This window comes from Blastocatellia bacterium (assembly GCA_025054955.1).
Lineage (GTDB): Bacteria > Acidobacteriota > Blastocatellia > HR10 > J050 > JANWZE01.
This window is the reverse complement of sequence record JANWZE010000055.1, coordinates 22,163-46,627: the sequence shown is the minus strand read 5'-3', so window position 1 is coordinate 46,627 and position 24,465 is coordinate 22,163. Positions and strand designations below refer to the sequence as shown.

The 24,465-nt window shown below is 55.3% G+C and carries 24 protein-coding genes and 2 pseudogenes; 9 read left to right on the top strand and 17 right to left on the bottom strand.

Annotation, left to right across the window (positions count from 1 at the left end; genetic code table 11):
* Positions 1-3: 3 nt before the first annotated feature.
* Positions 4-2,274: a ferrous iron transporter B gene (locus NZ823_07455; GenBank protein MCS6804963.1), complete on the bottom strand. Its 2,271-nt coding sequence runs from the start codon at positions 2,272-2,274 to the stop codon at positions 4-6.
* 820 nt (positions 2,275-3,094) lie between these two features.
* Here NZ823_07455 and NZ823_07450 point away from each other — a divergent pair.
* On the top strand, positions 3,095-4,324 hold the full coding sequence (locus tag NZ823_07450) for an MFS transporter (GenBank protein MCS6804962.1): 1,230 nt from the start codon (positions 3,095-3,097) through the stop codon (positions 4,322-4,324).
* 36 nt (positions 4,325-4,360) lie between these two features.
* Here NZ823_07450 and NZ823_07445 read toward each other — a convergent pair.
* A pseudogene (locus NZ823_07445) lies at positions 4,361-4,654 on the bottom strand (carboxymuconolactone decarboxylase family protein).
* A gap of 18 nt (positions 4,655-4,672) precedes the next feature.
* The gene (locus tag NZ823_07440; protein ID MCS6804961.1) at positions 4,673-4,918 is read right to left on the bottom strand and encodes a carboxymuconolactone decarboxylase family protein; all 246 of its coding nucleotides are present in this window, start codon (positions 4,916-4,918) and stop codon (positions 4,673-4,675) included.
* A 98-nt stretch (positions 4,919-5,016) separates the two neighbouring features.
* Here NZ823_07440 and NZ823_07435 point away from each other — a divergent pair, with 98 nt between their 5' ends.
* Positions 5,017-5,556 carry a hydrolase gene (locus NZ823_07435; protein MCS6804960.1) on the top strand — a complete coding sequence of 180 codons (540 nt, stop codon included), beginning with the start codon at positions 5,017-5,019 and terminating at the stop codon, positions 5,554-5,556.
* A 9-nt stretch (positions 5,557-5,565) separates the two neighbouring features.
* Entirely contained in the window at positions 5,566-6,429 is an 864-nt protein-coding gene (mtgA, locus tag NZ823_07430) for a monofunctional biosynthetic peptidoglycan transglycosylase (GenBank protein MCS6804959.1), read from the top strand.
* Between the two features lie 144 nt (positions 6,430-6,573).
* Here mtgA and NZ823_07425 read toward each other — a convergent pair whose 3' ends face one another.
* The 3 genes from NZ823_07425 to NZ823_07415 form a co-directional block, all read right to left on the bottom strand.
* Positions 6,574-7,044, bottom strand: coding sequence for a redoxin domain-containing protein (locus NZ823_07425; GenBank protein ID MCS6804958.1), 471 nt, complete (start codon positions 7,042-7,044; stop codon positions 6,574-6,576).
* A gap of 72 nt (positions 7,045-7,116) precedes the next feature.
* Positions 7,117-7,683 (bottom strand): peroxiredoxin, encoded by a 567-nt coding sequence (locus NZ823_07420; protein ID MCS6804957.1) that lies wholly within the window; start codon positions 7,681-7,683, stop codon positions 7,117-7,119.
* Between the two features lie 78 nt (positions 7,684-7,761).
* Positions 7,762-8,142: a transcriptional repressor gene (locus tag NZ823_07415; GenBank protein MCS6804956.1), complete on the bottom strand. Its 381-nt coding sequence runs from the start codon at positions 8,140-8,142 to the stop codon at positions 7,762-7,764.
* Positions 8,143-8,667: 525 nt separating this feature from the next.
* Between NZ823_07415 and NZ823_07410 the strand changes: the two genes are divergently transcribed.
* On the top strand, positions 8,668-9,513 hold the full coding sequence (locus tag NZ823_07410) for a tRNA (adenine-N1)-methyltransferase (GenBank protein ID MCS6804955.1): 846 nt from the start codon (positions 8,668-8,670) through the stop codon (positions 9,511-9,513).
* Positions 9,514-9,657: 144 nt separating this feature from the next.
* On the opposite strand, the gene nusB is transcribed toward NZ823_07410, so the two are convergent.
* The 4 genes from nusB to NZ823_07390 all read right to left on the bottom strand — a co-directional run bounded on the left by nusB (position 9,658) and on the right by NZ823_07390 (position 12,991).
* Complete coding sequence (nusB, locus tag NZ823_07405; GenBank protein ID MCS6804954.1) at positions 9,658-10,110, bottom strand: transcription antitermination factor NusB; 453 nt, start codon at positions 10,108-10,110, stop codon at positions 9,658-9,660.
* 96 nt (positions 10,111-10,206) lie between these two features.
* Positions 10,207-10,989, bottom strand: coding sequence for an enoyl-CoA hydratase-related protein (locus NZ823_07400; protein MCS6804953.1), 783 nt, complete (start codon positions 10,987-10,989; stop codon positions 10,207-10,209).
* Positions 10,990-11,136: 147 nt separating this feature from the next.
* Positions 11,137-12,027, bottom strand: coding sequence for a 3-hydroxybutyryl-CoA dehydrogenase (locus NZ823_07395; GenBank protein ID MCS6804952.1), 891 nt, complete (start codon positions 12,025-12,027; stop codon positions 11,137-11,139).
* 154 nt (positions 12,028-12,181) lie between these two features.
* A complete protein-coding gene (locus tag NZ823_07390; protein ID MCS6804951.1) occupies positions 12,182-12,991 on the bottom strand; it encodes an RDD family protein in 810 nt (269 codons plus the stop codon).
* On the opposite strand from NZ823_07390, the gene NZ823_07385 reads away from it, so the two are divergent.
* From NZ823_07385 to ggt, 3 genes are all read left to right on the top strand, one after another.
* The gene (locus NZ823_07385; GenBank protein MCS6804950.1) at positions 12,953-13,942 is read left to right on the top strand and encodes a stage II sporulation protein M; all 990 of its coding nucleotides are present in this window, start codon (positions 12,953-12,955) and stop codon (positions 13,940-13,942) included. The genes NZ823_07390 and NZ823_07385 overlap by 39 nt on opposite strands.
* 141 nt (positions 13,943-14,083) lie before the next feature.
* Positions 14,084-15,307 (top strand): alanine--tRNA ligase-related protein, encoded by a 1,224-nt coding sequence (locus tag NZ823_07380; GenBank protein ID MCS6804949.1) that lies wholly within the window; start codon positions 14,084-14,086, stop codon positions 15,305-15,307.
* Position 15,308: 1 nt separating this feature from the next.
* Complete coding sequence (ggt, locus tag NZ823_07375; protein ID MCS6804948.1) at positions 15,309-17,015, top strand: gamma-glutamyltransferase; 1,707 nt, start codon at positions 15,309-15,311, stop codon at positions 17,013-17,015.
* Between the two features lie 141 nt (positions 17,016-17,156).
* Here the strand turns inward: ggt and NZ823_07370 are convergent.
* Both NZ823_07370 and NZ823_07365 read right to left on the bottom strand, forming a co-directional pair.
* Positions 17,157-18,311, bottom strand: a pseudogene (locus NZ823_07370) (hydroxymethylglutaryl-CoA reductase).
* A gap of 1 nt (position 18,312) precedes the next feature.
* Positions 18,313-18,453: a hypothetical protein gene (locus NZ823_07365; protein ID MCS6804947.1), complete on the bottom strand. Its 141-nt coding sequence runs from the start codon at positions 18,451-18,453 to the stop codon at positions 18,313-18,315.
* 473 nt (positions 18,454-18,926) lie between these two features.
* Here NZ823_07365 and NZ823_07360 point away from each other — a divergent pair, with 473 nt between their 5' ends.
* Both NZ823_07360 and NZ823_07355 read left to right on the top strand, forming a co-directional pair.
* Positions 18,927-20,222 carry a putative DNA binding domain-containing protein gene (locus NZ823_07360; protein MCS6804946.1) on the top strand — a complete coding sequence of 432 codons (1,296 nt, stop codon included), beginning with the start codon at positions 18,927-18,929 and terminating at the stop codon, positions 20,220-20,222.
* Between the two features lie 5 nt (positions 20,223-20,227).
* Positions 20,228-20,635, top strand: coding sequence for a helix-hairpin-helix domain-containing protein (locus NZ823_07355; protein ID MCS6804945.1), 408 nt, complete (start codon positions 20,228-20,230; stop codon positions 20,633-20,635).
* Positions 20,636-20,659: 24 nt separating this feature from the next.
* Here NZ823_07355 and NZ823_07350 read toward each other — a convergent pair whose 3' ends face one another.
* From NZ823_07350 to NZ823_07330, 5 genes are all read right to left on the bottom strand, one after another.
* A complete protein-coding gene (locus NZ823_07350; protein ID MCS6804944.1) occupies positions 20,660-22,342 on the bottom strand; it encodes a CTP synthase in 1,683 nt (560 codons plus the stop codon).
* Positions 22,335-23,117: a 3-deoxy-manno-octulosonate cytidylyltransferase gene (gene kdsB / locus NZ823_07345; GenBank protein ID MCS6804943.1), complete on the bottom strand. Its 783-nt coding sequence runs from the start codon at positions 23,115-23,117 to the stop codon at positions 22,335-22,337. The genes NZ823_07350 and kdsB overlap by 8 nt, the downstream gene beginning before the upstream one ends.
* A 105-nt stretch (positions 23,118-23,222) precedes the next feature.
* Complete coding sequence (locus tag NZ823_07340) at positions 23,223-23,357, bottom strand: hypothetical protein (GenBank protein ID MCS6804942.1); 135 nt, start codon at positions 23,355-23,357, stop codon at positions 23,223-23,225.
* Positions 23,354-23,791 (bottom strand): DUF86 domain-containing protein, encoded by a 438-nt coding sequence (locus tag NZ823_07335; protein ID MCS6804941.1) that lies wholly within the window; start codon positions 23,789-23,791, stop codon positions 23,354-23,356. Before NZ823_07335 ends, NZ823_07340 begins: the two co-directional genes overlap by 4 nt.
* A complete protein-coding gene (locus tag NZ823_07330) occupies positions 23,785-24,216 on the bottom strand; it encodes a nucleotidyltransferase domain-containing protein (protein ID MCS6804940.1) in 432 nt (143 codons plus the stop codon). Before NZ823_07330 ends, NZ823_07335 begins: the two co-directional genes overlap by 7 nt.
* Positions 24,217-24,465: the final 249 nt, after the last annotated feature.

Sequence of the window (24,465 nt, the reverse complement as noted above, 5' to 3'; positions counted from 1 at the left end):
CCTTCATGAGGCCAAGAGCTTGAAAGTTCGCAATACCCAACTGACGACGCCGCCCACAGCCAGCGCGAACGGGGTGATGAATCCGACGATGGCCAAGGCGCGCTTCCAACCTTGCTCTTTGATGATGACTAGGAAATTGGCCAAGCAGGGAACGAACAGCGTGATGACTGTGAGGCTGACGACCGCCTGTTGCGCCGTCAATCCACCGTCGCGCGCTAGATCAAACAATCCAGCAGCGCCATAGTCACGGCGCAAAAAGCCCATGACGAACGTCTGCGCCGTTTCCACTGGAAGGTGGAGCCATCCCACCACGATCGGCCGCAACCCCTCCTCCATCCACTGAAGACCGCTTTGGGTGCCCAGCTTCACCTGATCCAGGATGAAGAGCGCCAGCGTCGCCCACAGAAAGAGCGGGACGACTTCTCCTAAAAACCACTTCAGCCGATACCCCGTCTTCAACATCACGTTCCTCAATAGCGGCACACGGATCGGCGGAATCTCGAAGATGAAATCACCCCGCGAGCCACGAATCAACCGAGCTGATAGGTAGCCCACCAGCACCAGTTGGGAAGCAACAATCAACAACACCATCAAGGTCACCTGCGCCGAGAACCCTGCTGCTAGGCCCAGTATAACGCCCAACTGCGCGGAGCAGGGAACGCCCAACGCCAGCAGCAGCGTGGCGATCAAGCGTTCCTTGGGCGTATTCAGAATGCGCGTCGTCATGGTGGCCATCGTATCGCAGCCCAGGCCAAGCACCATCGGCAGAACAGCTTTGCCGTTCATTCCCATCAGCCGCAGTAACCGATCCGACAGAACTGCCAGCCGGGGCAGGTAGCCGCTATCTTCCAACAGTCCAAACGCGATGAAGAACGTGCCGACCACCGGCAGCACAATGGCGATGGCGTAAGTCAGCCCCATGGAGATCAGCCCATAGGGCCCAACCAGCAGGTCATAAAAGAAGCCTGGCGGAATCAGCGCTTGCATCCAGGGCACCAGATACGTTCCGAAGACTACATCTTCCAGCAAGCCGACCAACGTCTGCGCGCCCGTATAGCCCACGAATTCGTAGACCAAAAGCAACACAACGAGCAGAATAGGAATGCCGGTGGAGGCCTGCCGGGTCAGCAGACCAAGGGTGGTGGTAAACCTGCGGCTCCGGCGCATCAACACGCCCACCGGCACCACCACGGGCGCCACCAGCCACAACAGATGAATCAATTCCGGCACGAGGCCATATCCAGCAGGACCTTGGCCAGCCATGCCAAATAACAGCGCGTGAATCCACCGCAGAGGCTGAGCCGATAGCAGCGCTTCGGCGAACGTGGACGCCGGCGTAAGCAACCAGTCTCGGGTCAAGCGCTCCGGCGTCGGCACACCCAACAGACCGCCTATTTCCCCCCAAGCCAACACGACCAACCCAACACATAAAAGCGCCAACCAGATTCGCGTGCCGGCGGCAGCCGTTTCTTCCGGGAGCGGTCGTTGCTGGTTACGCTTGAAGGCGGTTACAGCCTGATTCAGAAACTGTTCACGGCGATGCGTGAGTTCTTTGTATAACGGGCGATGGCAAACGCTCTGATGACACTGAAGCGCAGCTTGCAAACAGTGCGTTCGCGTCGAGCCTAAGTGTCGCTGCACCTCGCGGGCAAAACCAGCGTCGCCAGTTTCCAGCCACTCGATAGCCAGTTCCAGCGGCAGGCCGGCTCGCTCACCCAATGCCTTTCGAGCCTCTGTCAGACATGGCCCGTGCTCAAGCGGCTTGCGCGGGACGCTGGCCTTCTGAATGGCTTGTAGAAGGTGACGGAGGCCATGACCGTAAGTGGCGACCGTCTCCACCACGGGAATCTGAAAAAGCTCGGCCAGGCCGGGAGCGTCAATCTCAATCCCCCGCTCTTGCGCTTCGTCGGCCAGATTCAAAACCAGCACCAATGGCACGCCCAAGTCACAGAGCTGCCATGTCACCAGCAACGTTCGCCGCAGATTCTTGGCGTCAGCTACCTGCACGATGACGTCGGGTTTTTCCCGCAGCAGCATTTCGCAGGTCACGCGCTCATCTTCCGATTGCGGCACCAAGCTGTTGATGCCCGGCGTGTCAATGACCTCGTACTCAACGCTGCCCAGCCGCATCTGGCCGCGTGCAATTTCCACCGTGGTGCCCGGGTAATTGGAGACCATCGCATAACGCTTGGTCAGCCAGCGAAAAATCACCGACTTCCCCACGTTGGGATTGCCGACCAGCATCAACTTTTTTCTCTTGGTTACCTCAACCATAGTTCGGCTCCAGAATGAAGGCAATTGATAGGCCAATTGGCCATCAGTGTCAAGACAAGGCGACAGCAACACCAGCTCGCCACCAGGAACACAGAAAAATCTATTGTGATGCGGTCGCTGAACTCGGGTCTCGTTTCCGTGTGAGCTTTTGAGGCAGCGGCAGGACGAGCAAGCCAAGGGCTCATTCGTGACTGAGAATTTCCATCTCTTCTGAAAAAGTAGCACAGGCATTCCTGCCTATGCGCCATTTTCATGCCTCGTGGCGAGGGTAAGCCCATGGGCGATTCCTGACTTTATCTTAAGTGCGCCGGCAGAGCGAAGCGCCGACGGCGCTTTCTGTCCCGACACGACGCACCAGGCCAAAGCGGCGTCGCGCCTGCAGGCTTGCCGCCGCACTCCAAAACGCATGCTCCTCTCAAAAAGTAGCACAGGCATTCCCGCCTGTGCGCCATTTTCATGCTTCGTGGCGAACGTAAGTTCATGGGCGATTCCCTTGAAACAACATTTTCGTGGTTCGTGGCGTGCCTCAGCATATAAGCGGTTCCTGTGAAAAATTTCCTCACGCAGACACTAAGAACACAAAGACCGCCAACTGAGCCTCTCCCTGCTCTCCGTGTCTCCGTGTGAGTCCTTTCATTGCGTGTGACGTGCGTGGAGTATAAGGACGATTCCGCGTCGCTACCGGCGACACACACAACGCCTCCTAATCGGCAAGGCGCTTCGTCTGTGGTCCTCAGACATCACTGCTGATGCACGTCTCTAGCGCCACATGGTCGCTCACAGCTCGCCGGCAAATGCGAACTTGTCGCGCCAGCGGCCAATGACAAATGACAACGCTCGTTGTATCATTGCGCGCCATCTGAAAACTACTATGAAAAAATCACCCCTTGCGTTGATCTTTTTAACGGTCTTCATTGATTTGCTCGGCTTCGGCATCGTGTTGCCGCTGTTGCCCTACTTTGCCCATCAAGAGCCGTTCAACGCCGGCGAATGGCAGATCGGACTACTGGTTGCAATCTATTCACTGATGCAGTTCATCTTTGCGCCGATTTGGGGCCGTCTGTCCGATCGCGTCGGTCGCCGACCGATCATCTTGCTGAGCTTGCTTGGATCAACGCTCTCGTATCTGATCTTCGCTTTCGCTCAAAATTTCTCCGTGTTGTTTCTCTCACGCACACTGGCTGGCATCGGCGCCGCCAACATCCCGACAGCTCAAGCCTACATCGCTGACTGTACAACTGCGGAGAATCGCGCCAAAGGCATGGGCTTGATCGGCGCTGCCTTCGGTCTTGGATTCATCTTCGGCCCGGCTATTGGCGGATTCTTGAGTCAATGGGGTTACCGCGTGCCTGGACTGGTGGCTGCCGGCATTTGCTTTGTAGACCTGGTGCTCACCTACTTCATCCTGCCTGAATCACTCAAAGGCCCATTGCACGGCCAAGTCTCTCGACGCGAAATAAGCTGGTCGAAGATGCAGCAATCGCTCGCTCGTCCCATTGTCGGCGTGCTACTGATGCTCTTCTTCATCGCTACCTTCGCGCTGGCCAATGTCGAGGCCACGTTCGCGCTGCTCAGCAAAGTGCGCTACGGTTACACGGAAGCTCAGACAGGATACATTTTCGCCTACATGGGCGTGCTGATGGCTATTGTGCAAGGCGGCCTCATTCGTCCGTTGGTCAGCAGGCTAGGCGAGCGCACGCTGATTAAGGCCGGCACGTTGGTATCGGCCATTGGACTTTGCGTGTTACCTTATTGCACGAACTTCTGGATGCTGGCGCTCGACCTGGTCGTTCTCTCATTCGGCCAGGGCGTCAGCACCCCTTCGATCACAAGCCTACTGTCCCAATCTGTAGGCGCTGACGAACAAGGCAGTATTTTGGGAGTCAATCAATCATTATCGAGTCTGGCCCGCGTGCTCGGCCCGATCTGGGGCGGCCTGATGTTCGATATCGGCTTTCAATGGCCGTTCATCACTGCCGCCGGATTCGCGTTCGTGGCGTTTCTGTTGAGCCTCAAACATCCGTCGGCTACCCAGCCCATCACTGCGTGACATGTCGAAGGCGCATTAGCAGGCTCGCCGGAATCCTCACTGTCCCACTGACTCAGCCATGAAATCTTCCGGCTCGACGCCAAGCGCATCAACCAAACGATTGTAGTAGTTGAACAGCCCGATGATTTGCGTGGCATCCAGTATCTCTTCGTCAGTCAGTCCGTGCGCTCGCAAACCGTCAATCGTCGCGCGACTGACCTGATGCACATCGCGGGTCACAGCCACAGCATAATCAAGTAAGGCGCGCGTGCGTGCATCCAGCTTGGCCTGACGGTAGTCGGACTTAATCTGCTGGACCAATTCATCATCACCTGTCGCCTGACGGAGATCCTCTCCGTGCGCTTCAACTCAGTAGAAACACTCGTTCGTTTTTGAAACGACCACAGCGATCATCTCTCGCTGCGCGCGCGACAGGCCGGACGGACCAAACATCAACGTCAGATAGAGGCGCATCGAGGCTTCTAAGGCGTGTGGATTGAGACTTTGAACGCTGACCACATTGAACACGCGGCCTGCTCGCTTGATAGCAGCATCGTACTGTTGCTTAAGCGTGCCGGTGGCTTCGTCTGGTGGAATGACTTTGATCCAGGCCATACGCCGGCATTGTGTCGCTGCGGACGACGGACTGTCAAGCCAGTCGGGCTTCGTGTACAATACTGCTTCATTCTCATTGACGCAGGAGTAAGGCCACTATGCTGACAGTTGACCATGTAGCCCTCATCATTGTTGACGTTCAAGGCAAACTTGCTCGACTCGTGTATCAGAGTGATCGCCTGTTTGACAACCTGCAAAAGTTGATCCGTGGCGCGCAGGTTTTAGGTCTTCCGATCCTTGTGACTGAACAGCTCCCGGAAAAACTCGGCGCGACAGCGCCAGAGCTGGTTGCCCTGTTCGACGAGTTCCGGCCAATCCGCAAAAAGACGTTCAGTTGCGCGGGCAATGAAGAGTTCAATGCAGCTCTCAGCGCGCTCGGTCGTCATCAATTGTTGCTCGCCGGCATCGAGGCCCATGTTTGCGTTTATCAAACGGCGTTGGATTTGCTGGCCGCTGGCTACGCAGTGCACCTGCTGACCGATGCGGTCTCATCACGCACAGCCGACAATCGCGCCCTCGGCATTGAGCGAATCAAACAGGCCGGCGCGACCTTGACGAGCACCGAGATGGCTCTGTTTGAGTTGTTGAAAGTTGCCGACGGCTCGGCATTCAAGCAAATCATTCAAATCATTAAGTAAACGCTCACCGTGACACGGGTCTCTCCACCACAACCTACAGCGCCTCCATCCCGCGCCGGCTGGGGCCGATGGGTTAAGCGAATTTTCATCACCGCTCTCGTCGCCATCCTGCTCTACCACGGCTCGATTGTCCTGCGCATCCTGTGGTACCAAACGCACAATCCAACCGTCACGGCGCTGATGCGGCAACGCGAAGATGAAGCGCGCGCCCGCGGTCAAACGCCAGTGCGACGACAAACGTGGGTTCCCTATGAACGCATCTCGCCGCATCTGGTGCGAGCCGTGCTGGCCGGAGAAGATTCCCGCTTCTTCGAGCATCAAGGATTCGACTGGGTGGAGATACAAAAGGCTATAGACGAAAACATAGAGGCCGGTGAATTTCGTCGAGGCGCGTCAACAGTCACACAACAACTGGCAAAAAACCTTTTTCTCTCCACCGCCAAAACGCCGCTACGCAAGGCACACGAAGCGTTGATCACGTGGGAGATGGAAAACATCCTGAGCAAACGACGCATTCTGGAAATTTATCTCAACGTGATCGAATGGGGCGACGGCGTGTATGGCGCTGAAGCTGCGGCGCGGCATTACTTCAATACATCGGCAGCCTCACTCACACCCGACCAGGCTGCTTTCCTTTCAGCCATCATTCCAAGTCCGCGTGGCAAATATAATCCAGCCACCAATCCACGCCGCGTTCAACGGCGCAAGCGCATTATCCTGCGACTGATGCGCGGCATCGTCATCCCCAAAGACTTGAGCCAACTCCATCGGAGCAGCACTGAAATAGCTCACTCAGCGCCGTCCCCAGCCAAGCCACTCGTTTCATATCTCTGGTGTCGTCAAAGGCTGATCAACAATTTTGCCGCGCCATGACCGGCGGGTAAATTGAATCATGATGCCGTAAGTCTCACCCCGCGGCCCTTCGCCCGTGCGCCATGCAAACGCGCGAGCTCATTGAGGCATCACTGCATCAGCGGCCGCCTCATTCACCCAACGCGATATAACTTTCTTCGTCAGTTATGTTCCAGCTTTTTGCGTCGCCGACAGCAGCCGATTCAATGCAGCCGCAACGAGGTCCAGGCCACGCTCACCTGCGGCAAAGCTTCGGAGTTTCCCTTCGCTGTCGAAGAGGTAATAAGCGGGGACAAAGCCCTGATCGTTTTGAAATGCGTCGCGCAGCTTATGCAGATTATCAATCGCACACACCTGCGTGATTCCATACTCGATGATGGCCTGCTGCACAGCCGTGACATCTGTATCCGCCGGATACCTTGGCATGTGAACGGCAATGACACGAAAACCTTGATCGTGGTATCGGTCTCGCCATTCTGCTACACGCGGCAGGTGTTCTTTGCAAATACCACAACTGATGGACCAAAAATGCACCAGCGTAATGTGACCACTAGCCTGCGCGATGGCATCGGCAACCGTGCCATTGACCCACTCAGTTGCTCCATCCAACGGCGGTATAGGCGTTCCAATCCTCATTGGCATACGAATGATCTCCTCAGGCTGCCGAACGAGACATTCGGCAGCCTGTTCACCTGTTGTGTTGGCGGTTTAGACCTTCAAGGTTTCTTGGCCAGGTCTCCACTCGGCTGGGCACAGACCGCCGGTCTGTAACGCTTGAATGACTCGCAACGTCTCTTCGACCGAACGACCGATGTTCAAATCATGAACAACCTTGTAGCGTAAAATGCCCTCCGGATCAATTACGAACAAGCCCCGCAGCGCGATACCCCGGTTTGGAACCAGCACTCCATACTTGCGAGCGACCTCTTTGGTCAGATCAGACGCGAGCGGATATTGAAGTCCCTCAACGCCTCCCTTGTCACGGGGCGTCTGAAGCCAGGCGCGGTGCGAATAAACCGAATCGGTTGAAATGCCCAAGACCTCAGCGCCGATACTTTGAAACTCAGCGTACCGATCGCTGAATGCCGTTAACTCAGTCGGGCATACGAAGGTAAAATCCAATGGATAAAACAGAAGAACAAGCCACTTGCCCCTATAATCGGACAATCTTACGGGTTCATTCAACTTTGCGATGTTCTTCGTTGAAGGCATCTCAAAATCTGGGGCCGGTTGCCCGACCATTGCTGATTCAAGTGCTTCAAATGCTGCTGACATAGTTCCTCCTTAATAATGAGATTGATAAATCCTGTCGCCGCGTAACTCCAGGCGACGAATCTGATCTTCAGATAATTGCTAATCCGAACGGCACTCAGGACACAGTCCGATCAATGTGAGATGAATGGACTCCGGTTTGAAACGCGAACGACGCGCGGCCGCACGCATCAAACCCGGCGTCTCAGGTAGATCGAAATCTACGAGCGCGCCACAGCGCGAACAGATCGCATGATCATGGCGCTTCGTATCAGCATCATACCGACTAGCGGCATTCCCGAATGTGATCTCACGCAGATAACCTTTCTGCTTCAGGTAGCGGAGCGAGTTGTAGACCGTTGCATAGCTCAAGCCGGGCAGCACTCGTCGGGCTGCTTCATAAATCTCGCTCGCCGTCAGATGTCCATGGCTGGCCTGCACGACTTCTAGAATAACGGCTCGCCGACGTGTGAGTCCTGGCATGGAAGTCGTTTCCTTGTGCTCTGACTGTTTCCCTTGTGACTTCATTGGAAATTGAAGTTAGAATAATACTAAATTTTGTTCTCTTGTCAACCGGCTGACAAAATTTTTGCCTTTTCACTGAAAGCCGCTCTGACCAACATATCGTTGTACACAGGCACGTCCCACCGCTTCGAGGACCTCAATTAAGCAATGGTGGGTTGTAGCGAACTACTGTTGTCCATGTCGCCAACGGGCAGATGAGGGTGATTTGATGACCCGATAAGTAGCACACCGCTGGATCAACAGCCCGCAGCAAGGGCATGGTATACACGGCTCCACTGCTTCTGCGAAGCTAAGCTATACACCTGCCGGCGGTGTTTTCTGGAGCTGGTGTGCCGCTGCCACAATGCTCGGTGGTCTCTTGCCGATTCGCTATTATTTTTTTTCAGTGAACTTTCGTCTATAATGGCGCGTCATTGTGCTGCTGGTCAAGCATGAATGTGACGAGTCAACTCGATTAACAAGCGTCAACCGTAATACCATGTTATGACGAGTACACGCATTGAACCTGGAGCCTGGGTCCTGCTCTACTCCCCTGACCGAAAAACCTACTTGATCGCTGTGGCGACAGACCAAACCCTTTCGACCCATCACGGGCAGTTGCGACACAACGACATGATCGGCAAAGCCTACGGAGACGTCATTTTCAGCTCGCTTGGCACGCCTTACTTCCTGCTTGAACCGACGCTGGAAGACCGTATGATGAAAGTCAAGCGGATGACGCAGATCATCTACCCGAAAGATGCCGGCCTGATCCTCATCAAGACGGGCGTCGGACCGGGCATGCGCGTGATCGAATGCGGCGCCGGCTCGGGCTCATCCACGCTGGCGCTGGCTCACGCCGTCGCGCCGCACGGTCGCGTGTATGTGTATGAACGCGACGAACGATTTCTGAAAAATGCGCGACTCAATGTGGAGCGGGCTGGCTTTGCCGATCTTGTCGAATACAAAACCAGAGATGTATCCGAGGGATTTGATGAACAGGATGTTGATGTGGTGCTACTGGACCTGCCAGCGCCGTGGGAAGGCGTCCAGGCTGCTGCGCGCGCGTTACGTGGTGGCGGACGGTTAGCCTCGCTCTCCCCAACCTACAATCAAATCGAGCGCATGGTTGAGGCGCTTGACCAAGCTGGATTCGTCATGATCGAAACGGTCGAGCTGCTGTTGCGTCACATTCTTGCTCGACGCGGCAAGACCCGTCCCTTCGAGCGCATGATCAGTCACACCGGTTTTCTCACATTCGCGCGAAAGGCGGTGCGGCTTTCACTTCCAGTCAACCAGTCGCAGCCGGAACCGGAAAATAATTCGCAATTGGATGAATCCAACGCCTGACTGCCCAGACGAACGCTCTGCGTGAAGCTGGGTGTTGCAATTTGTGTGAAGTGGCGCATTAGGCGCGCACCATGCCGGGCATCCTGACCACGACGGCACTGAGCAAGTTGCAATTTGAAGTGGCGCATCACGCGCCGGATTTGGCTAACCGTCCTTCCTGGTCCATTGAGCTCGAAGCGGCGTATCGCTTTCCAAGTGGCGGCGGATGGCATCGAGCAATCCGTTGATGAATTGCGTCGCTTCATAGGTTGAATAGCGGCGCGCGATTTCAATCGCTTCATCAATCACGACCACCCGCGGTGTTTCTGGCTCATAGAGCATTTCGTATACAGCCACACGCAGAATGCTGCGATCAACTGACGCCATGCGCGGCAGCCGCCAATGATGGGCATGCCGGCTGATCTGTTCATCCACTTCATCCAGATGCTCCAGCGTCCCAACAGCCAGACGAGTAGCATACTGACGCACGTCTTCATCTACATCCTCACGCAAATTCTGCCAATACGATTTGAACAATTCTTCCATTGGCTGCTTGGCAAAATCGTATTGATACAGCAACTGCATGGCTGATTCGCGAGCTTTACGTCTGGAGCCCATAGGTTATCAGCTATGAGTTTTCAGCGATCATATCTTGACAAAGAACCAATAACCAGCCACACGGGACAGAGCTTCAATCAACTCCAACGGCACCGTTTATTTTCCCTGGAAATTGGCCTTCCGTTTTTCCAGAAACGCCTTCGTGCCTTCGCGCATATCTTCGGTTGTGCAGACCAGTCCGAACAGAGTTGCCTCGAATCGCATGGCTTCGTCTTGTGGCATTTCCAATCCCGCATTGACAGCCTCAAGACAGAAGCGGATGGCCAGAGGGGCGTTCGCCATGATCTGTTTGGCAATGCGTTCGGCGGTTGGTATCAGCTCGTCCGGGGATGTGACGTGATTGACAAGCCCGATGCGGTAGGCTTCCTGCGCTGACATCATCTCGCCGGTGAGAATCCATTCCAGCGCGCGGCCTTTGCCAATTAGCCGTGGCAATCGCTGTGTCCCGCCATAACCGGGGATCAAGCCTAATTTGACTTCCGGCTGTCCCAATTTGGCGTTTTCGGAGGCGATACGCAGCGTGCAGGCCATGGCCAACTCGCAGCCGCCTCCCAGCGCGAATCCGTTGATGGCAGCAATGACGGGCTTGCCCAGCTCTTCAATGAAGTTGAGCACTTCCTGCCCATACTCGGCCATGTCTTTTCCCTGCACTGGGGTTTGCACAGCCAGCTCGCTGATGTCAGCGCCGGCCACAAAGGCTTTGTCACCGGCGCCTGTCAGAATGACGACCTTGACGTCATCATCCTCGGCGATGCTGGTAAACACTCTGTCCAGCTCCTCCATCACAGCAGCATTCAAGGCGTTGAGCTTCTCCGGGCGATTGATGGTCACATAGGCAATACCTTCGCGCTTTTCATATAAGAGATTGTCAAACGTCATACATCCTCCATCAGCCATCGGTGGTCAATCACACAACCCGTGTCGTGCTTGGGTTGGAAGTCAGAAGTCTGAGATTCACAATAATCGTTATTCCATCCCACCATGCCCCTATTTTGTCCCCTTGGGTTGGAACTCAGAAATCTGGGATCACAATAATGGCATCGGCTTTGGATTCTTCGGATCGGTATAATCGTAGAATCCTTTGCCTGTCTTGCGTCCATGTAAGCCGGCCATCACCATCCGCTTCAACAGCGGCGGCGCAGCGAAGCGTTTCTCTTTGAACTCGTCGAACATGACATTGGCAATAAAATAGGTGGTATCAAGCCCGACGAAATCCAGCAGTGTTAACGGTCCCATGGGATGCCCGCAACCAAGTTTCATGGCGTTATCCAAGTCGGTAATGCTAGCGACACCTTCTTCCAACGCGCGAACAGCATCGAGCAGGTACGGCACCAGCAGCCGATTCACAATGAAGCCGGTTCGATCTGTCGTCTGTACGGCCACTTTGTCCAGGCTTTGAGCAAACGCTGTGGCGGTTTGATAAACATCGGGATCGGTCAGGATCGTCCGAATCACTTCCACAAGCTTCATAACCGGCACAGGATTAAAAAAGTGCAGACCAACAAAGCGTGGCTGCCGCGCCGGTTGCAGGGCAGCCATCATCTCAGTGATAGAGAGCGAGGATGTATTGCTGGCAAAGATCGCTTCCGGTCGGCAAAGCTGGTCAAGCCGCGTGAACGTCTTTATCTTCTCGGGCAACTGCTCGATGATGGCCTCGATGATCAGATCACACTCAGCGAGCGGCTCATCATCGGTCGTGCCCTGTAACCGAGCCTCGATAGCTTGTTGTTGGTCGGTTGACATCTTGCCTTTCTCGACCAACTGAGTGAGCGATTGCGTGATCCGTGAGAGTCCCTTCTCGACAAGCTCGTCGGTGAGTTCGCGAACGATCGTCTTGTATCCGGCGGTGGCCGTCACTTGGGCGATGCCGGAGCCCATCAGCCCAGCGCCGATCACGCCGACAGTTTTAATTTGCATATCACCACCTCCTTCGATTTCAAATCTCAATTTAATGTGATGTCGGCTGGAATGAGTAAAGTAGCGCACCAACCCAACTTGAGCAAGCCCATGGAGTGGTCAGGCATCGGCAAAGCTGTCTGAACGAACCTTCTCCGTTGCATCCGGACCAGGTTCATTTGGAGAGATACTTGGCTTGCGCTGTGTACTGTTGATGCAACGTTTCAAGAAACGCTTCATAGTGGTGAGCAGACTGGATGGGCACTCGCATTTTCATCATCAATGGCGCAGCAATGCGGTAAGCTAGGAACTGCCGCCGTTGTGGCTCCAGTGAGGCGCGGCGCCGCAAGAAGGCATCCACAGCCCTTATCTCCTCCGAAGTGATCAGCCGTAGCAGATATGGTTGGATCAGCATGGCAGAGGCATCGGCGCTGCCGAGCGATTTGATGTTCTCTTCGGCCTCAAACAATTGAGCAAACTGCGGCGCTTCGGTGGCTCGCTCCTTGACCACGACGGTGCCGGCGGCATAATCGCCTAATCGGCGATAGTGTTGACTGAAGAAAATCGAAACAATCCCGATGAAATAAGAGGGCATCGGCATCATGTCAACCAGCCGAATGAGGTTGCGAATGAGCGCTTCATAGAACCCGATGGGACGCGCGTCTTGTCGAACCACTCGCAGGCGCATCCATCGTTTTCCGGGCGTTTGTCCGTTCCACAGCGTCTCGAATGCAACGAAATACCCGACGCCGATCAAAAACACCAGCAAGATGGCTCCCGCCAGAACCCAGTTGACACCGTATTGGGCGCCGAGTGAGGTCAAGCTGACTTCAAACGAATAGACGGCGAGGGCGATGGCAAAGATCAGCAGGATTTGTATAATGTGATCGGTGGCACAAGCGAGAAAGCGGTTCCCGATGCTGGCGAGCGCAAAAGAGAGCTCGACATGCTCAGGCGTCTCGATGGCCAGCTCGTTATCAAGCATATGTCCAGCTTCGTCCAGTTACGCAAAGATGATTGGCGCAAGCTCGAACAATACATCGAGCGATTGACGCGAACCCGCGCGCGATTGACCCCGGATGAATTCCGTGAATTGAACCGGCTCTATCGCCGCGCCGCCACGGATTTGGCAATGGCTCGCCAACACGTTCGTGATGAACGTGTCGCTCTCTATCTGAATCATCTGATGGTGCGCGCGCATGGCCTGATCTATCGCACGGACAAGGCTCGATTCTACAATATCGTCCACTTTTATCGCTATCAGTTTCCAGCGATGGTGCGCCAGTTTTTTCCTTACGTGCTGACCGCGTTCCTGATTTTCTTTGTCATGGGCAGCCTCAGTTTCGTGACGTCCTACATGGACGAATCGTTCTCCTCATTGGTCGCGCCGGGCATGCGCGAGCGCGTTATCCAACGCGAAAACTGGACGGAGAATATCGTCGGTCTGAATCCTATCGCCTCGTCGGGCATTATGGTCAACAACATCATGGTTACGTTTCTTGCATTCGCGCTGGGCATCACGGCTGGCCTTGGCACAGTGGCAATACTCGCATTGAACGGATTGAGCATTGGCGCGGTCATTTCGCTCTGTGTCAAACACAAATTCACGCCGATTCTGGTCTTCGTCGCTGCGCATGGCGTGTTGGAGCTGGCAGCGATTTTTATTGCCGGCGCCGCCGGCTTATTGATCGGCAAAGCATTGCTAATACCGGAGGCGCTAACGCGAAAACACGCGCTCATTGTCAACGGGCGGATGGCCGTTCAACTGATCTTGGGCTGCATCCCCATGCTGGCCATAGCGGCGCTCATTGAAGGTTTTATATCTCCGTCGAACATCTCACCGTATTACAAGTTCGCGGTAGCGATCATGAGCGCAGTGCTGCTGTGGTTGTATTTCTCCGGCAGACTGGTCGGGCAAACCGAGAAGACTCTCTAACAATGCTGGCCGCAAGCAATCACGCAAACCCGAGAACGTGTGTCTATGAACATGCTAACAAGAATCCTCATCACGCGCTGGTCAGGGGCCTCCTGGCCAACGTGCTTGACAAACCGATGACTTCAACTAAACGATTCTGCCATGACAGAACGACTCTATCATACCAACTCACGACTCAAGCAATTTACTAGCAGGATTGTTGAGGTCTTGCCGAAACAGCACCAGCACGCCGTTATTCTCGATGCAACAGCATTCTATCCGACAGGCGGCGGACAACCACATGACACGGGCTGGCTTGGTCAGGCGCGCGTCGTGGATGTGATTGAGCAGGAAGAAACCGGCGCCGTTTGGCATATCGTCGAAGGAGCGATGGATTTCCGCGTCGGTGACTCGGTCACCGGCGTGATTGATTGGGCGCGACGATTTGACCACATGCAACAACACAGCGGTCAGCATATCCTCTCACAAGCATTCGTGAAAATTGGTGGCATTGAAACCAAAAGTTTTCATCTTGGCGCAGAGAATTCGACCATTGATCTGGAGTGGGACCGGCCGGATGAAACGGTGATGCGCCAAGCGGAAGACCTTGCCAATCGCATCATCTTTGAAAATCGGCCGACCAAAATTCACCATGTGCGATCAACAGAACTGAGCCGGTTTCCGATTCGTCGAGATACATACAAGGGCGACATGGTGCGGATCATTGAATTCAGCGATTTTGATTTTTCACCCTGTTGTGGGACACATGTGGAGCAGACTGGTGAAATCGGCCTGGTGGCGATTCGCGGCTGGGAGCGCGTCAAGAAGATGTGTCGCGTTGAGTTCGTGTGCGGGGCGCGCGCGTTGCGTGATTACCGCGCAGCCAATGGGGCGGCGAAAGCCATTGCCCAGATGCTCACGGTTGGGCGCGAGCAGGCGCCGGAGCAGGTCGCGCGGCTACTTGACGAAAACAAACAGCAACGACGGCGCATCCGCGCATTGCTGGAGCTGGCGGCCGAAGCCGAAGCTGAATCACTGCTTCAGACGGCTGACTCACGCGCAGGCCGCCGGCTTGTGAGCAAGGTGTTTGATGATCGTGCGCTTGAGGAGGCAACGGTGGTGGCGCGAAAGCTGTGCGACCGAGGCAACGTGGTCGCGCTGTTTGGTGTGGTGGATCGCGGCGCCGGACGGCTGCTTTTCGCCCGCTCAGCCGATATGCAGATCAACATGGCCGAGTGGATCAAGCGAGTGACAGAGCGCTTCGGTGGACGGGGCGGTGGCTCGCCAGAGTGGGCACAGGGCAGCATCGCTCAGGCCTCGACACTCGCCGAGAGTTTGAGCTGGGTGGTCAATCAACTTGATGAATCATGGCATGCAGGAGACTGATATGAAACGGGCGCAACAGATGATTGGTCTTTTCATTCTTGTATTACTGCTGATGGCACAATGGCCGGCGGAATCGGCGACGCGCCGGCCGGTGCGCGGGCGGCATGGCATGGTCGCCTCCACTCATGAACTGGCTTCGCGCGTGGGCGCTGAGATTCTCAAACGCGGTGGCAACGCGATTGATGCCGCCGTAGCCGTTGGCTTGGCGCTGGCTGTTGTGTATCCGGCAGCCGGCAATCTCGGTGGCGGTGGATTCATGTTGATTCGTCTGGCCGATGGACGAGCCACGATGATTGATTATCGCGAAATGGCGCCCCTGCGCGCGCATCGCGATCTGTATTTAGACGAACGTGGCAACGTCATTCCTCAAGCTTCGACCATCGGGTACAAAGCCGTAGCGGTGCCCGGCACGGTCGCTGGCCTGTCGTTCGCGCTGGAGAAATACGGAACGCGCTCATGGACAGAGCTGATACAACCGGCTGAAACGCTCGCGCGAGAAGGATTCACCGTCAGTCGGTTGCTCAGCCGTTCTCTGATGGATGCTCGAGAGGCGCTCTCGCGCTTTCCTGATAGCAATCGCATTTTCCTGCGTGATGGCAACTTCTATCAAGAAGGCGAAATCCTACGCCAACCTGAACTGGCGGCCACCTTGCGACGCTTGATGGAGCGCGGACCCGATGAATTTTACCGCGGCGAAACAGCGCGGATGATTGTCCAAGACATGGCTCAAAACGGCGGGTTGATCACGCTCGAAGACCTGCAATCCTACCGCGTCGTCGAACGCCAACCACTTCGCCTGAACTATCGTGGATACGAGATTATCACTGCGCCACCGCCCAGCTCCGGCGGCGTCGCGCTCATCCAGATGTTGCGCCTGCTCGAACCTTACGATGTAGCCTCGCTAGGGCACAACTCGGCTGCCTATTTGCACCTGCTCGTCGAGGTCATGCGACGAGCGTTTGCCGACCGCGCGCATTTTCTTGGCGATCCTGATTTCTCCCCGATTCCCGTCGCTGCGCTGACTTCGCCAGCTTACCTGCAACAACACCGACGCACAATTAACCTGAAGCGCGCGACGCCTAGCCGCCTCATCAAACACGGCCAGCCAACAACCGAGGAGTCTGAACAAACAACGCACTACACAATCATTGACGCCGCGGGCAATATCGTTTCCAACACGTATACCCTCAACGGCAGCTACGGTAGCGGTGTGGTCGCACGTGGCACCGGCATCTTGCTGAACAACGAAATGGACGACTTCTCGAGCAAACCGGGCGTGCCAAACATGTTCGGCCTGATTCAAGGCGAGGCCAACTCCATCGGTCCGCGCAAACGCCCTCTGTCAGCGATGACGCCGACCATCGTGCTGAAAGATGGGCAACCTGCGTTTGCCGTAGGCAGTCCGGGCGGGCCGACCATTATCAATACCGTCTTGCAAACGATCCTCAATGTGATCGAGTTCAAGATGGACATTCAGCAGGCCATTGATATGCCGCGCATCCATCATCAATGGCTGCCTGACGAAATTGTTTATGAACCGTTTGGTCTGTCCCGTGACACAATGGAGATCATGAAACGGATGGGACACAAGTTTCGCGATAGACCGCGCTTGATCGGCGACGCGCACGGCATCATGATTGAGCCTGAGACGGGTATCCGGTTAGGAGCGTCTGACGCGCGACTGGAGGGCCGCGCGATTGGTTACTAGCGCCCCATCATCGTGCAGCGGCACGCCCTATCCGGCATCGCGGCATTCAATGGAGATCGGGTCGGTCGGTGATCACCCACATCGTATTTTCAATTCTCACCAATCAAATGAACGGCATTGTTGGACGAACGACCACCGACATTACCGATTCCGTCCGTACTGTTCATGACTGGTTACCCAATCTTGCGCGCTGATGGACGCACCCAGCGAAATCTCGCCGGCTAAGACGACGCCGGCAACGATCTCGGCGAACCGATAGACTTTGTCCTTGCCAAAACAACCGAGGATTTCCAAGCACTCGCGCTGCGTGGGCAGAGCTGTGCCGCCGCCATACGTGCCAACGATCAACGATGGAATGGTGATTGACAGGTAGAAATCGCCAGTCGGCGTGATCTCGGCAAACAGGATGCCGGCTGACGCCTCTGACACGCAGGCGACATCCTGGCCGGTCGCGATGAACATGGCAGTAATGCCATTGGCTGAGTGCAGCCCATTGTTATTGACGCCGGATACAAATCCAGCCACGTTGGAAACAAGGTAATGATATTGCAGGCTCTCCGGCGATGTGCGCAGGTGCTCAATCAGGACCTGACGCGGGATGGTGACTTCAGCCGTCACACGTTTGCCACGGGTCATCATGGTGTTGACCTGCGACGCTTTTTTGTCAGTCGCAAAATTGGATTCCAGAAACCATCGCCTCACAGTCGGGTTGGAGGCGGCAATATAAACGCAGGCAGCCCACGTTGCCCGCCCGACCATGTTCTGCCCAGCCGCGTCGCCGGTTTTGAAGTTGAAGCGTAGATAAATGAACTTGTTTGCCTGATAACGCTCGATATTCTTCAGCTTGCCGACGCGGGTTGTTGACTCAGCGACCTCTTTGATGTCCTGAAAATGTTCGTCAATCCACGTGCAGAAGGCACGCGCTTCACGCGCTGAGTCGAAGACGAAGACAGGCGCTCGCTGCATCTGGTCCACCACGACCGTCGTCGTCACGCCACCGCTCAGGTTAATGACTTTCATGCCGCGATTGTACGAAGCCACGAGCGTTCCTTCAGTAGTGGCGAGCGGGATGTAGAAATCACCTTGAGCATACTCACCATTGATTCGCAGCGGGCCGGCAAAACCGATTGGCACTTGCGCCACGCCGGTGAAATTTTCGATGTTGCCTTGCGTCAGTCTCGGATCGAACGAATACGCCTTCAGGTGACGCAACGTCACGCCGGTCTTCTCTTCGATGAACCGCTGCCGCGCAGCAATGATCTCGCTTGAATAGTTGTCGTCTTTGTTCAACGGAATTTTATCGCTCATAAACAGCGCCTCCCTCTACCACGCGATCTATAATGGAAACGACCGCCTGATTATAGCGACCGGCTGCCTCCGGCTCAACCGCGCCGAAACTCTGTCGGTCTATAGAGGAGTCGCCCCTATGCGATGGCATGCCATGAAGAATCAGAATGGACCACAGGCGGAACGCCTATGCCACATTCTCAAGGAATCGCCCATGAACTTACGTTCGCCACGAAGCATGAAAATGTTATGTTCAAAGGAGCATGCGTTTTGGAGTGCGGCGGCAAGCCCGCAGGGCGCGACGCCGCTTTGGCCCGGTGCGGAGTGTCGGGACCGAAAGCGCCGTCGCCGCTTCGCTCTGCCGGCGCACTCCAAGATAAAGTCAGGAATCGCCCATGCGCTGCGCGCCTGCCACGAACGATGAAGATACAATCCTTTCGTGAGCTTCGTGTGTTTCGTGGGCTACTTCCAAGGGAGAACCCAAGCCTTGAGAAGTTGAAGATCGCTCCGCGACGCGCTAGTTCGCTTGATAAACGCTGGCGCCCATCAGCCCAGGGCTACCATTTGCGCCGAATTGGTGTATAATCCCACCGTGTCAGCATACCTTCAACGGGGAGTACGATCATGTCAAAAAGACGCCCGCGCCGCAATCATCACCTGCCCATGTCTGCCCGTTCATTCTTTGAGCAACGATTTGCTGCTGACCACTTGACGCTAGACCGAACTGAGCTGCTGGGACTGATTCACGGTGGAGAAGATTCCTACGTTGAACTGAAGGTTCGATTCAACAACGTGGAAAAAATCGCTGCGGAAGTGGTCGCACTGGCCAATTCAGGTGGCGGATTCATTGTCTTTGGTGTGACAGATCAACGTCGTATCGAAGGCGTTGACGACCCTGAACACATCGAGCAAGAACTTGTTCAATTGTGCCAACAAATGATCGTGCCGCCGTTGCATCCATACATCAACAAAATCAGTTTTGATAACGGCAAACGTGTCGTTGCCTTGGAAGCCAAAGGTCCTCACCGACCCTATTTCACGCAAGACCATCGCTGTTACATTCGCATCGGCTCGGTCAAACGTGAAGCCACCCAAGCAGAAATCTCTGAGATGTACAATCCTCAGATTTCGCAGGGCTACGAGTTAATTCCGGTGATGGCGGCATCGCTGGACGATATTGATGAAGCGCTCTTCTGGAGTTATGTGCGTGAAGTGCGTGGCGGCGACCTGGGTGAATTGGAAGCGCACGGCTACCCGATTGATGTGGTGATGACTCGCTATCTGCGTCTTGCCGTAGCCCGACCGTTGGAAACTGTGCCGACCTTGGCTGGCCTTCTGCTGTTTGGCAAAAACAAACGCGTCGCTGAACTCTGGCCGCGCAGTCGTGTCATTGCGACGCGCTTTGCCGGCACGCAGGTCGAAGACCCTATCGTTGAACAAGTGGAACTCCAGGGTAATCTGGCCACACTGTATGAAGCGACACTCGCGTTTCTGGCCCGCTACACTGACCTGCTGGAGGTTGAGCGCCCGACGCGCCTGTGGTCTCAAATTCCCTCACCCGTGCCACCCCGCGCTAGCTATTATCGTCCGGCCATCCTGGAAGCTGTGAGCAATACACTCATCCACCGCGACTACACATTGCGCGATGTCAACACGCGACTGCTGATTTTCGATGATCGGATCGAGCTGATTAACCCGGCGCGCAGCAATGGAACGCCGATCGAAGCCTATTGCTATGGCGTCGCTCACCCACCGTATCCGCGGATGAAAGCCGTGTTCACGAGCCGCTACTACGGACTGCCAATGAGCAGCGGCGGGCTTCCGATGATTTTACACACCAGTCAGCGATTTTCCGGCTTGCGTCCTGAACTGCGCTTAATCAACGATGAATTCAAACTGAAAATCTACGGACAGCGATGAAGCGAATGGGCACTGCACTCAGTCTCGTCATCATCGGGCTTGGGTTGACGTTCGTGCTCAAGCCTGATCCGACCTCGATGATAGGTCACACAGGGCCTGCCACTCCGCCGACAGGCTCAGTCGAAAGCCCTTCGACTGAAACGAACCAACCGAACAATATCAACGTGACGGTCACTCCAGTCGCGTCGTCGCCCTCACATCCTTTGACTGAAACGAGCCGACGGATCAACATCAACAGGGCCTCGGCGGCGGAGCTAGAGACGCTGCCCGGCATTGGACCAACCACCGCACGAGCAATTGTCGAACATCGTGACAAACATGGTCTGTTTGCTCGACCGGAAGACCTGCTGATCGTTGACGGAATCGGCGAGAAAACCTATCGGGCGCTGGCCGCGCTGATCAGCGTCGAATAAAGCAGTCGCTCTCGTTGACGATTGTCAATCGCCGATGGTCCCAACGATGGCGGTCTTCTCGGGTGTCGCCATTTCTGTTGTCACTCTATTGGGTTCAATCGTCTCGGCCCGCAACCGATGCTGATGAGCAGCAGCAATGAAACTGACAAACAGCGGATGTGGATGGAGCGGCTTCGATTTCAGCTCAGGATGAAACTGGCAGCCGATAAACCAGGGATGATCGGCCAACTCAATCATCTCCAGAAATCGCCCGTCGCGTGATTTGCCGGAGACAATCAGTCCATGCTGACGGAATATGGCTTCAAACTCCGGATTGAATTCGTAGCGATGGCGATGGCGCTCTGAAATTTCGTCGGTCCCGTAAATACGACGGGCGAGGCTGTCCGGCGCAAGCACGCACTCATACGCGCCAAGGCGCATCGTCCCGCCCATCGCTTCCACACCGATTAGGTCACGCAGCTTGTAAAAAATTTTGTACGGGGTATCAGGATTGAACTCTGTGCTGTCGGCGTCTTCAAGGCCGCAGACGTGGCGGGCAAATTCGATGCAGGCGCATTGCATGCCCAAGCAAATTCCAAAGAAGGGGACATGACGGCGACGAGCATAGCCGACAGCCTTAATCATGCCGGCAATCCCGCGACGACCAAACCCGCCAGGCACGAGAATGGCGTCGAGGTCTTGTAGTCTCTCTTCCCAATGTTCATCTGTCACGAGGTCTTCTGACTCGACCCAACGGATATTCACTTTCAAATTATTGGCGACGCCGCCGTGCGCTAAGGCCTCGTTCAAACTCTTATAGGAATCTTCCAGTTGAACATACTTGCCGACAATGCCGATGGTGACGTTGCCAGCAGGATTTTTCATGCGATCAATCAGCTTTTGCCAATCGCGTAAATCGCTCGGCTGAGTGTCCAACTGCAATCGTTCAACGATCAAGTTGTCCAAGCCCTCTTTGGCCAGTTCTAACGGCACTTCATAGATGAATTCGACGTCGCGGGCTGCAATCACCGCTTGTTCGGAAACATTACAGAACAGGGCGATCTTCGATTTTATATCCGGCGGCAACGCCCGTTCGGTGCGACACAACAAGATGTCAGGTTGAATACCGATAGCCCGGAGCTCCTTGACTGAGTGTTGTGTCGGCTTGGTTTTCAACTCGCCGGCAGTGGGGATATAAGGCACCAATGTCAGATGCACGAACAGCGCGTTGTTTTTGCCGACCTCGTTGCCCAATTGGCGCGTCGCTTCCAAAAATGGTTGTGATTCGATGTCGCCCACCGTGCCGCCGATTTCTACGATCACCACGTCCACGCCCGACGAAACGTTCCTGATGGCCTGCTTGATCTCATCGGTAATATGCGGGATGACCTGAATCGTCTTGCCCAGATAATCGCCGCGACGCTCCTTTTCGATGACCGAGAGGTAAATCCGACCGGTTGTCCAGTTATTGTCTTGACTCATCCGCGCGTGGGTGAAGCGCTCGTAATGGCCGAGATCAAGGTCTGTTTCCGCGCCGTCATCGGTGACGTAGACCTCGCCATGTTGGAATGGGGACATCGTGCCCGGATCCACGTTGATATAGGGATCAAACTTGAGCAACGTCACTTTCATGCCACGCGCTTCCAGCAATGATCCGATGGAAGCGGCGGCGATGCCCTTGCCCAAGCTGGACACCACCCCGCCCGTGACAAAAATATACTTAGCCATTTGCTTGTGCCTCCCTGAGAAGATCGCGCACACGTTGCAGATCAGCCGCTGTATCCACGCCGATAGATTGCTGACGAACCGGCACAACTTTGATTCGGATGCCGTGCTCCAGAGCGCGCAGTTGTTCCAGCCGCTCCAATTGCTCCAACAATGATTGCTCAAGCTGCGTCAGCCGCAGCAAACAATCGCGACGGTACACATACAGTCCCGTGTGCTTGCGATAAAAAGCGAGCCATTCAGGTTGTTGGTGAAGGACGGATTGCATCGCATCGCCGCGGCGCAGATAGGGCAACGGATTCCGCGAAAAATAGAGCGCAAACCCACGACGATCGGTGACCACTTTGACGACATTGGGATCAAACACGTCATCAACAGACGTGATCGGTTCGGAGGTCGTACAAATCTCGATTGACTCATCGCGCAACATCGGCCCCAGCGCAGCTTCGATCGTGGCCGGCTCAATCAACGGTTCGTCCCCCTGCACGTTGACGATGATCTGAGCGTTGAGCGACGCAGCCACTTCAGCCACGCGGTCGGTGCCGCTGGCGTGATGGGGCGAGGTCATCGCCGCTTCGCCGCCGTATCGCTCGACAGCCTCAACAATCCGCTCGTCATCCGTGGCGACGATCACACGACGAATGCGACGAGCCTGCCGCACACGTTCCATGACATGCACGATCATGGGCCGACCAGCAATGTCGGCGAGAGCTTTTCCGGGTAACCGCTGGGAACCGTATCGCGCGGGAATGATGGCAACCACGCTCGCTGTCTTCACGTGGTGACAAGATAGCGAACATCGGCATGAGGGTCAAGCCAGCCCGGCGAGCCTTCCTCGGTCTCAACTATCACGCAAGGTTGTGGGTGTGGACAGTATGGCGGGTCAAGCCAGCCGGCGAGCCTTCCTCGGTCTGAGCGGCACTGACCCGCCAAACGATCGCACGCGCGGCTGGTGATCATTCTCCCGTTCCAACAACTCACGAACGAGCCGGCGTTGCTGAATGATAATTGCGCTCACGGCTGGTGACCACTCTCCTCTTCCAGTAACTCTCCCACGACTTTGGCAAATGCCTTCATGCTCGACGGAGCCGATTGGAGCCGCTCGTAGACCTTTTCTAGGTCTAGCTTCCCATACATGTGAACCAGGAGATTGCGAAAACCGGCCAGCTCCACCAATTGGTCACGCAAGGAGACATCAATCAAATGATGCTCCCATAGTGCAAGAAAGACATCGCGATATGTTTGCGGCCTGCCCCACCCTTTCTCAGATATAATGTGATTTCCCAGGTCGAGGCAATGCTGAATCGCTTCAAGGAGAGCAAATAGCGTCATATTCTGTTTGTCGCGGTCGGTGAGAAACTCTTCCAGAGCGATTCCTTGGTAACGAGCAAGGTCTTGCAGGAACCGCCGCAGATGATCCAGATGACCGGCGATGATCTCCCTGACTACCACTGGCGAACCTCCTGCAATAATCTTCGATCGTAGACGTTCAACAACCACTTAAAATCCAGATACTCGCTCATCACACGCGCTTCATAACGAACCTGCGTCGGTCTATCCACGCTCTTGACAAGTCGCCCAGTCCTGATCACCTCGTATTGAAAAGCAGGGCCCATCTCATTCATGAGCCTTACATCCACTTGAACTCTCGGCCAGCCGAGGAATCGTTCCAGTTCGGCGCCAAGCCGCAGTACGTGGTCAACCGCATCACGTCCCATCAGCATGCCTTCGTTAATCCACACAGCCACATCCAGATCGCGCCATTCGTCGCGACGAAGAAACGATCCATAGAGATACGCCAAGGTCACCTCTGGCTTGGCATCAAAAAAGGAGATCAGCTTTTCAACGATCTCCTGTCGCAACATCTGCGTGTTCATCGTCTGTCTTCCTCGACACGACCAGAATAATCGCGTCAGACGGATTCCGCAAGCAGCCATATTGACGTGTCAAAAGCTTGGCAGTCCACCTCAACCACCCGATTTATATTCACGCTGTTTGTTGTATCGCGTGAGAGTCGAGCGATCCTTGCCGTGAGAAATTTTTGCAGAGCGATTCCTTGGTAACAAGCAAGGTCTTGCAGTATCCGCCGCAGATGATCCAGATGACCAGCGAGGATGCCTCCGACT

Coding starts and splice junctions, on each gene's coding strand:
- NZ823_07385 (MCS6804950.1), top strand. CDS start 12,953: ATGCTCAGGCGTCTCGATGGCCAGCTCGTTATCAAGCATATGTCCAGC.
- NZ823_07400 (MCS6804953.1), bottom strand. CDS start 10,989: ATGACGTTTGACAATCTCTTATATGAAAAGCGCGAAGGTATTGCCTAT.
- NZ823_07365 (MCS6804947.1), bottom strand. CDS start 18,453: ATGCCATCGCATAGGGGCGACTCCTCTATAGACCGACAGAGTTTCGGC.
- NZ823_07380 (MCS6804949.1), top strand. CDS start 14,084: ATGACAGAACGACTCTATCATACCAACTCACGACTCAAGCAATTTACT.
- NZ823_07425 (MCS6804958.1), bottom strand. CDS start 7,044: ATGAGGATTGGAACGCCTATACCGCCGTTGGATGGAGCAACTGAGTGG.
- ggt (MCS6804948.1), top strand. CDS start 15,309: ATGAAACGGGCGCAACAGATGATTGGTCTTTTCATTCTTGTATTACTG.
- NZ823_07410 (MCS6804955.1), top strand. CDS start 8,668: ATGACGAGTACACGCATTGAACCTGGAGCCTGGGTCCTGCTCTACTCC.
- NZ823_07330 (MCS6804940.1), bottom strand. CDS start 24,216: ATGAACACGCAGATGTTGCGACAGGAGATCGTTGAAAAGCTGATCTCC.
- NZ823_07440 (MCS6804961.1), bottom strand. CDS start 4,918: ATGGCCTGGATCAAAGTCATTCCACCAGACGAAGCCACCGGCACGCTT.
- NZ823_07420 (MCS6804957.1), bottom strand. CDS start 7,683: ATGTCAGCAGCATTTGAAGCACTTGAATCAGCAATGGTCGGGCAACCG.
- NZ823_07390 (MCS6804951.1), bottom strand. CDS start 12,991: ATGCTTGATAACGAGCTGGCCATCGAGACGCCTGAGCATGTCGAGCTC.
- NZ823_07355 (MCS6804945.1), top strand. CDS start 20,228: ATGGGCACTGCACTCAGTCTCGTCATCATCGGGCTTGGGTTGACGTTC.
- NZ823_07360 (MCS6804946.1), top strand. CDS start 18,927: ATGTCAAAAAGACGCCCGCGCCGCAATCATCACCTGCCCATGTCTGCC.
- NZ823_07450 (MCS6804962.1), top strand. CDS start 3,095: ATGACAAATGACAACGCTCGTTGTATCATTGCGCGCCATCTGAAAACT.
- NZ823_07395 (MCS6804952.1), bottom strand. CDS start 12,027: ATGCAAATTAAAACTGTCGGCGTGATCGGCGCTGGGCTGATGGGCTCC.
- NZ823_07435 (MCS6804960.1), top strand. CDS start 5,017: ATGCTGACAGTTGACCATGTAGCCCTCATCATTGTTGACGTTCAAGGC.
- NZ823_07415 (MCS6804956.1), bottom strand. CDS start 8,142: ATGCCAGGACTCACACGTCGGCGAGCCGTTATTCTAGAAGTCGTGCAG.
- NZ823_07350 (MCS6804944.1), bottom strand. CDS start 22,342: ATGGCTAAGTATATTTTTGTCACGGGCGGGGTGGTGTCCAGCTTGGGC.
- NZ823_07455 (MCS6804963.1), bottom strand. CDS start 2,274: ATGGTTGAGGTAACCAAGAGAAAAAAGTTGATGCTGGTCGGCAATCCC.
- nusB (MCS6804954.1), bottom strand. CDS start 10,110: ATGGGCTCCAGACGTAAAGCTCGCGAATCAGCCATGCAGTTGCTGTAT.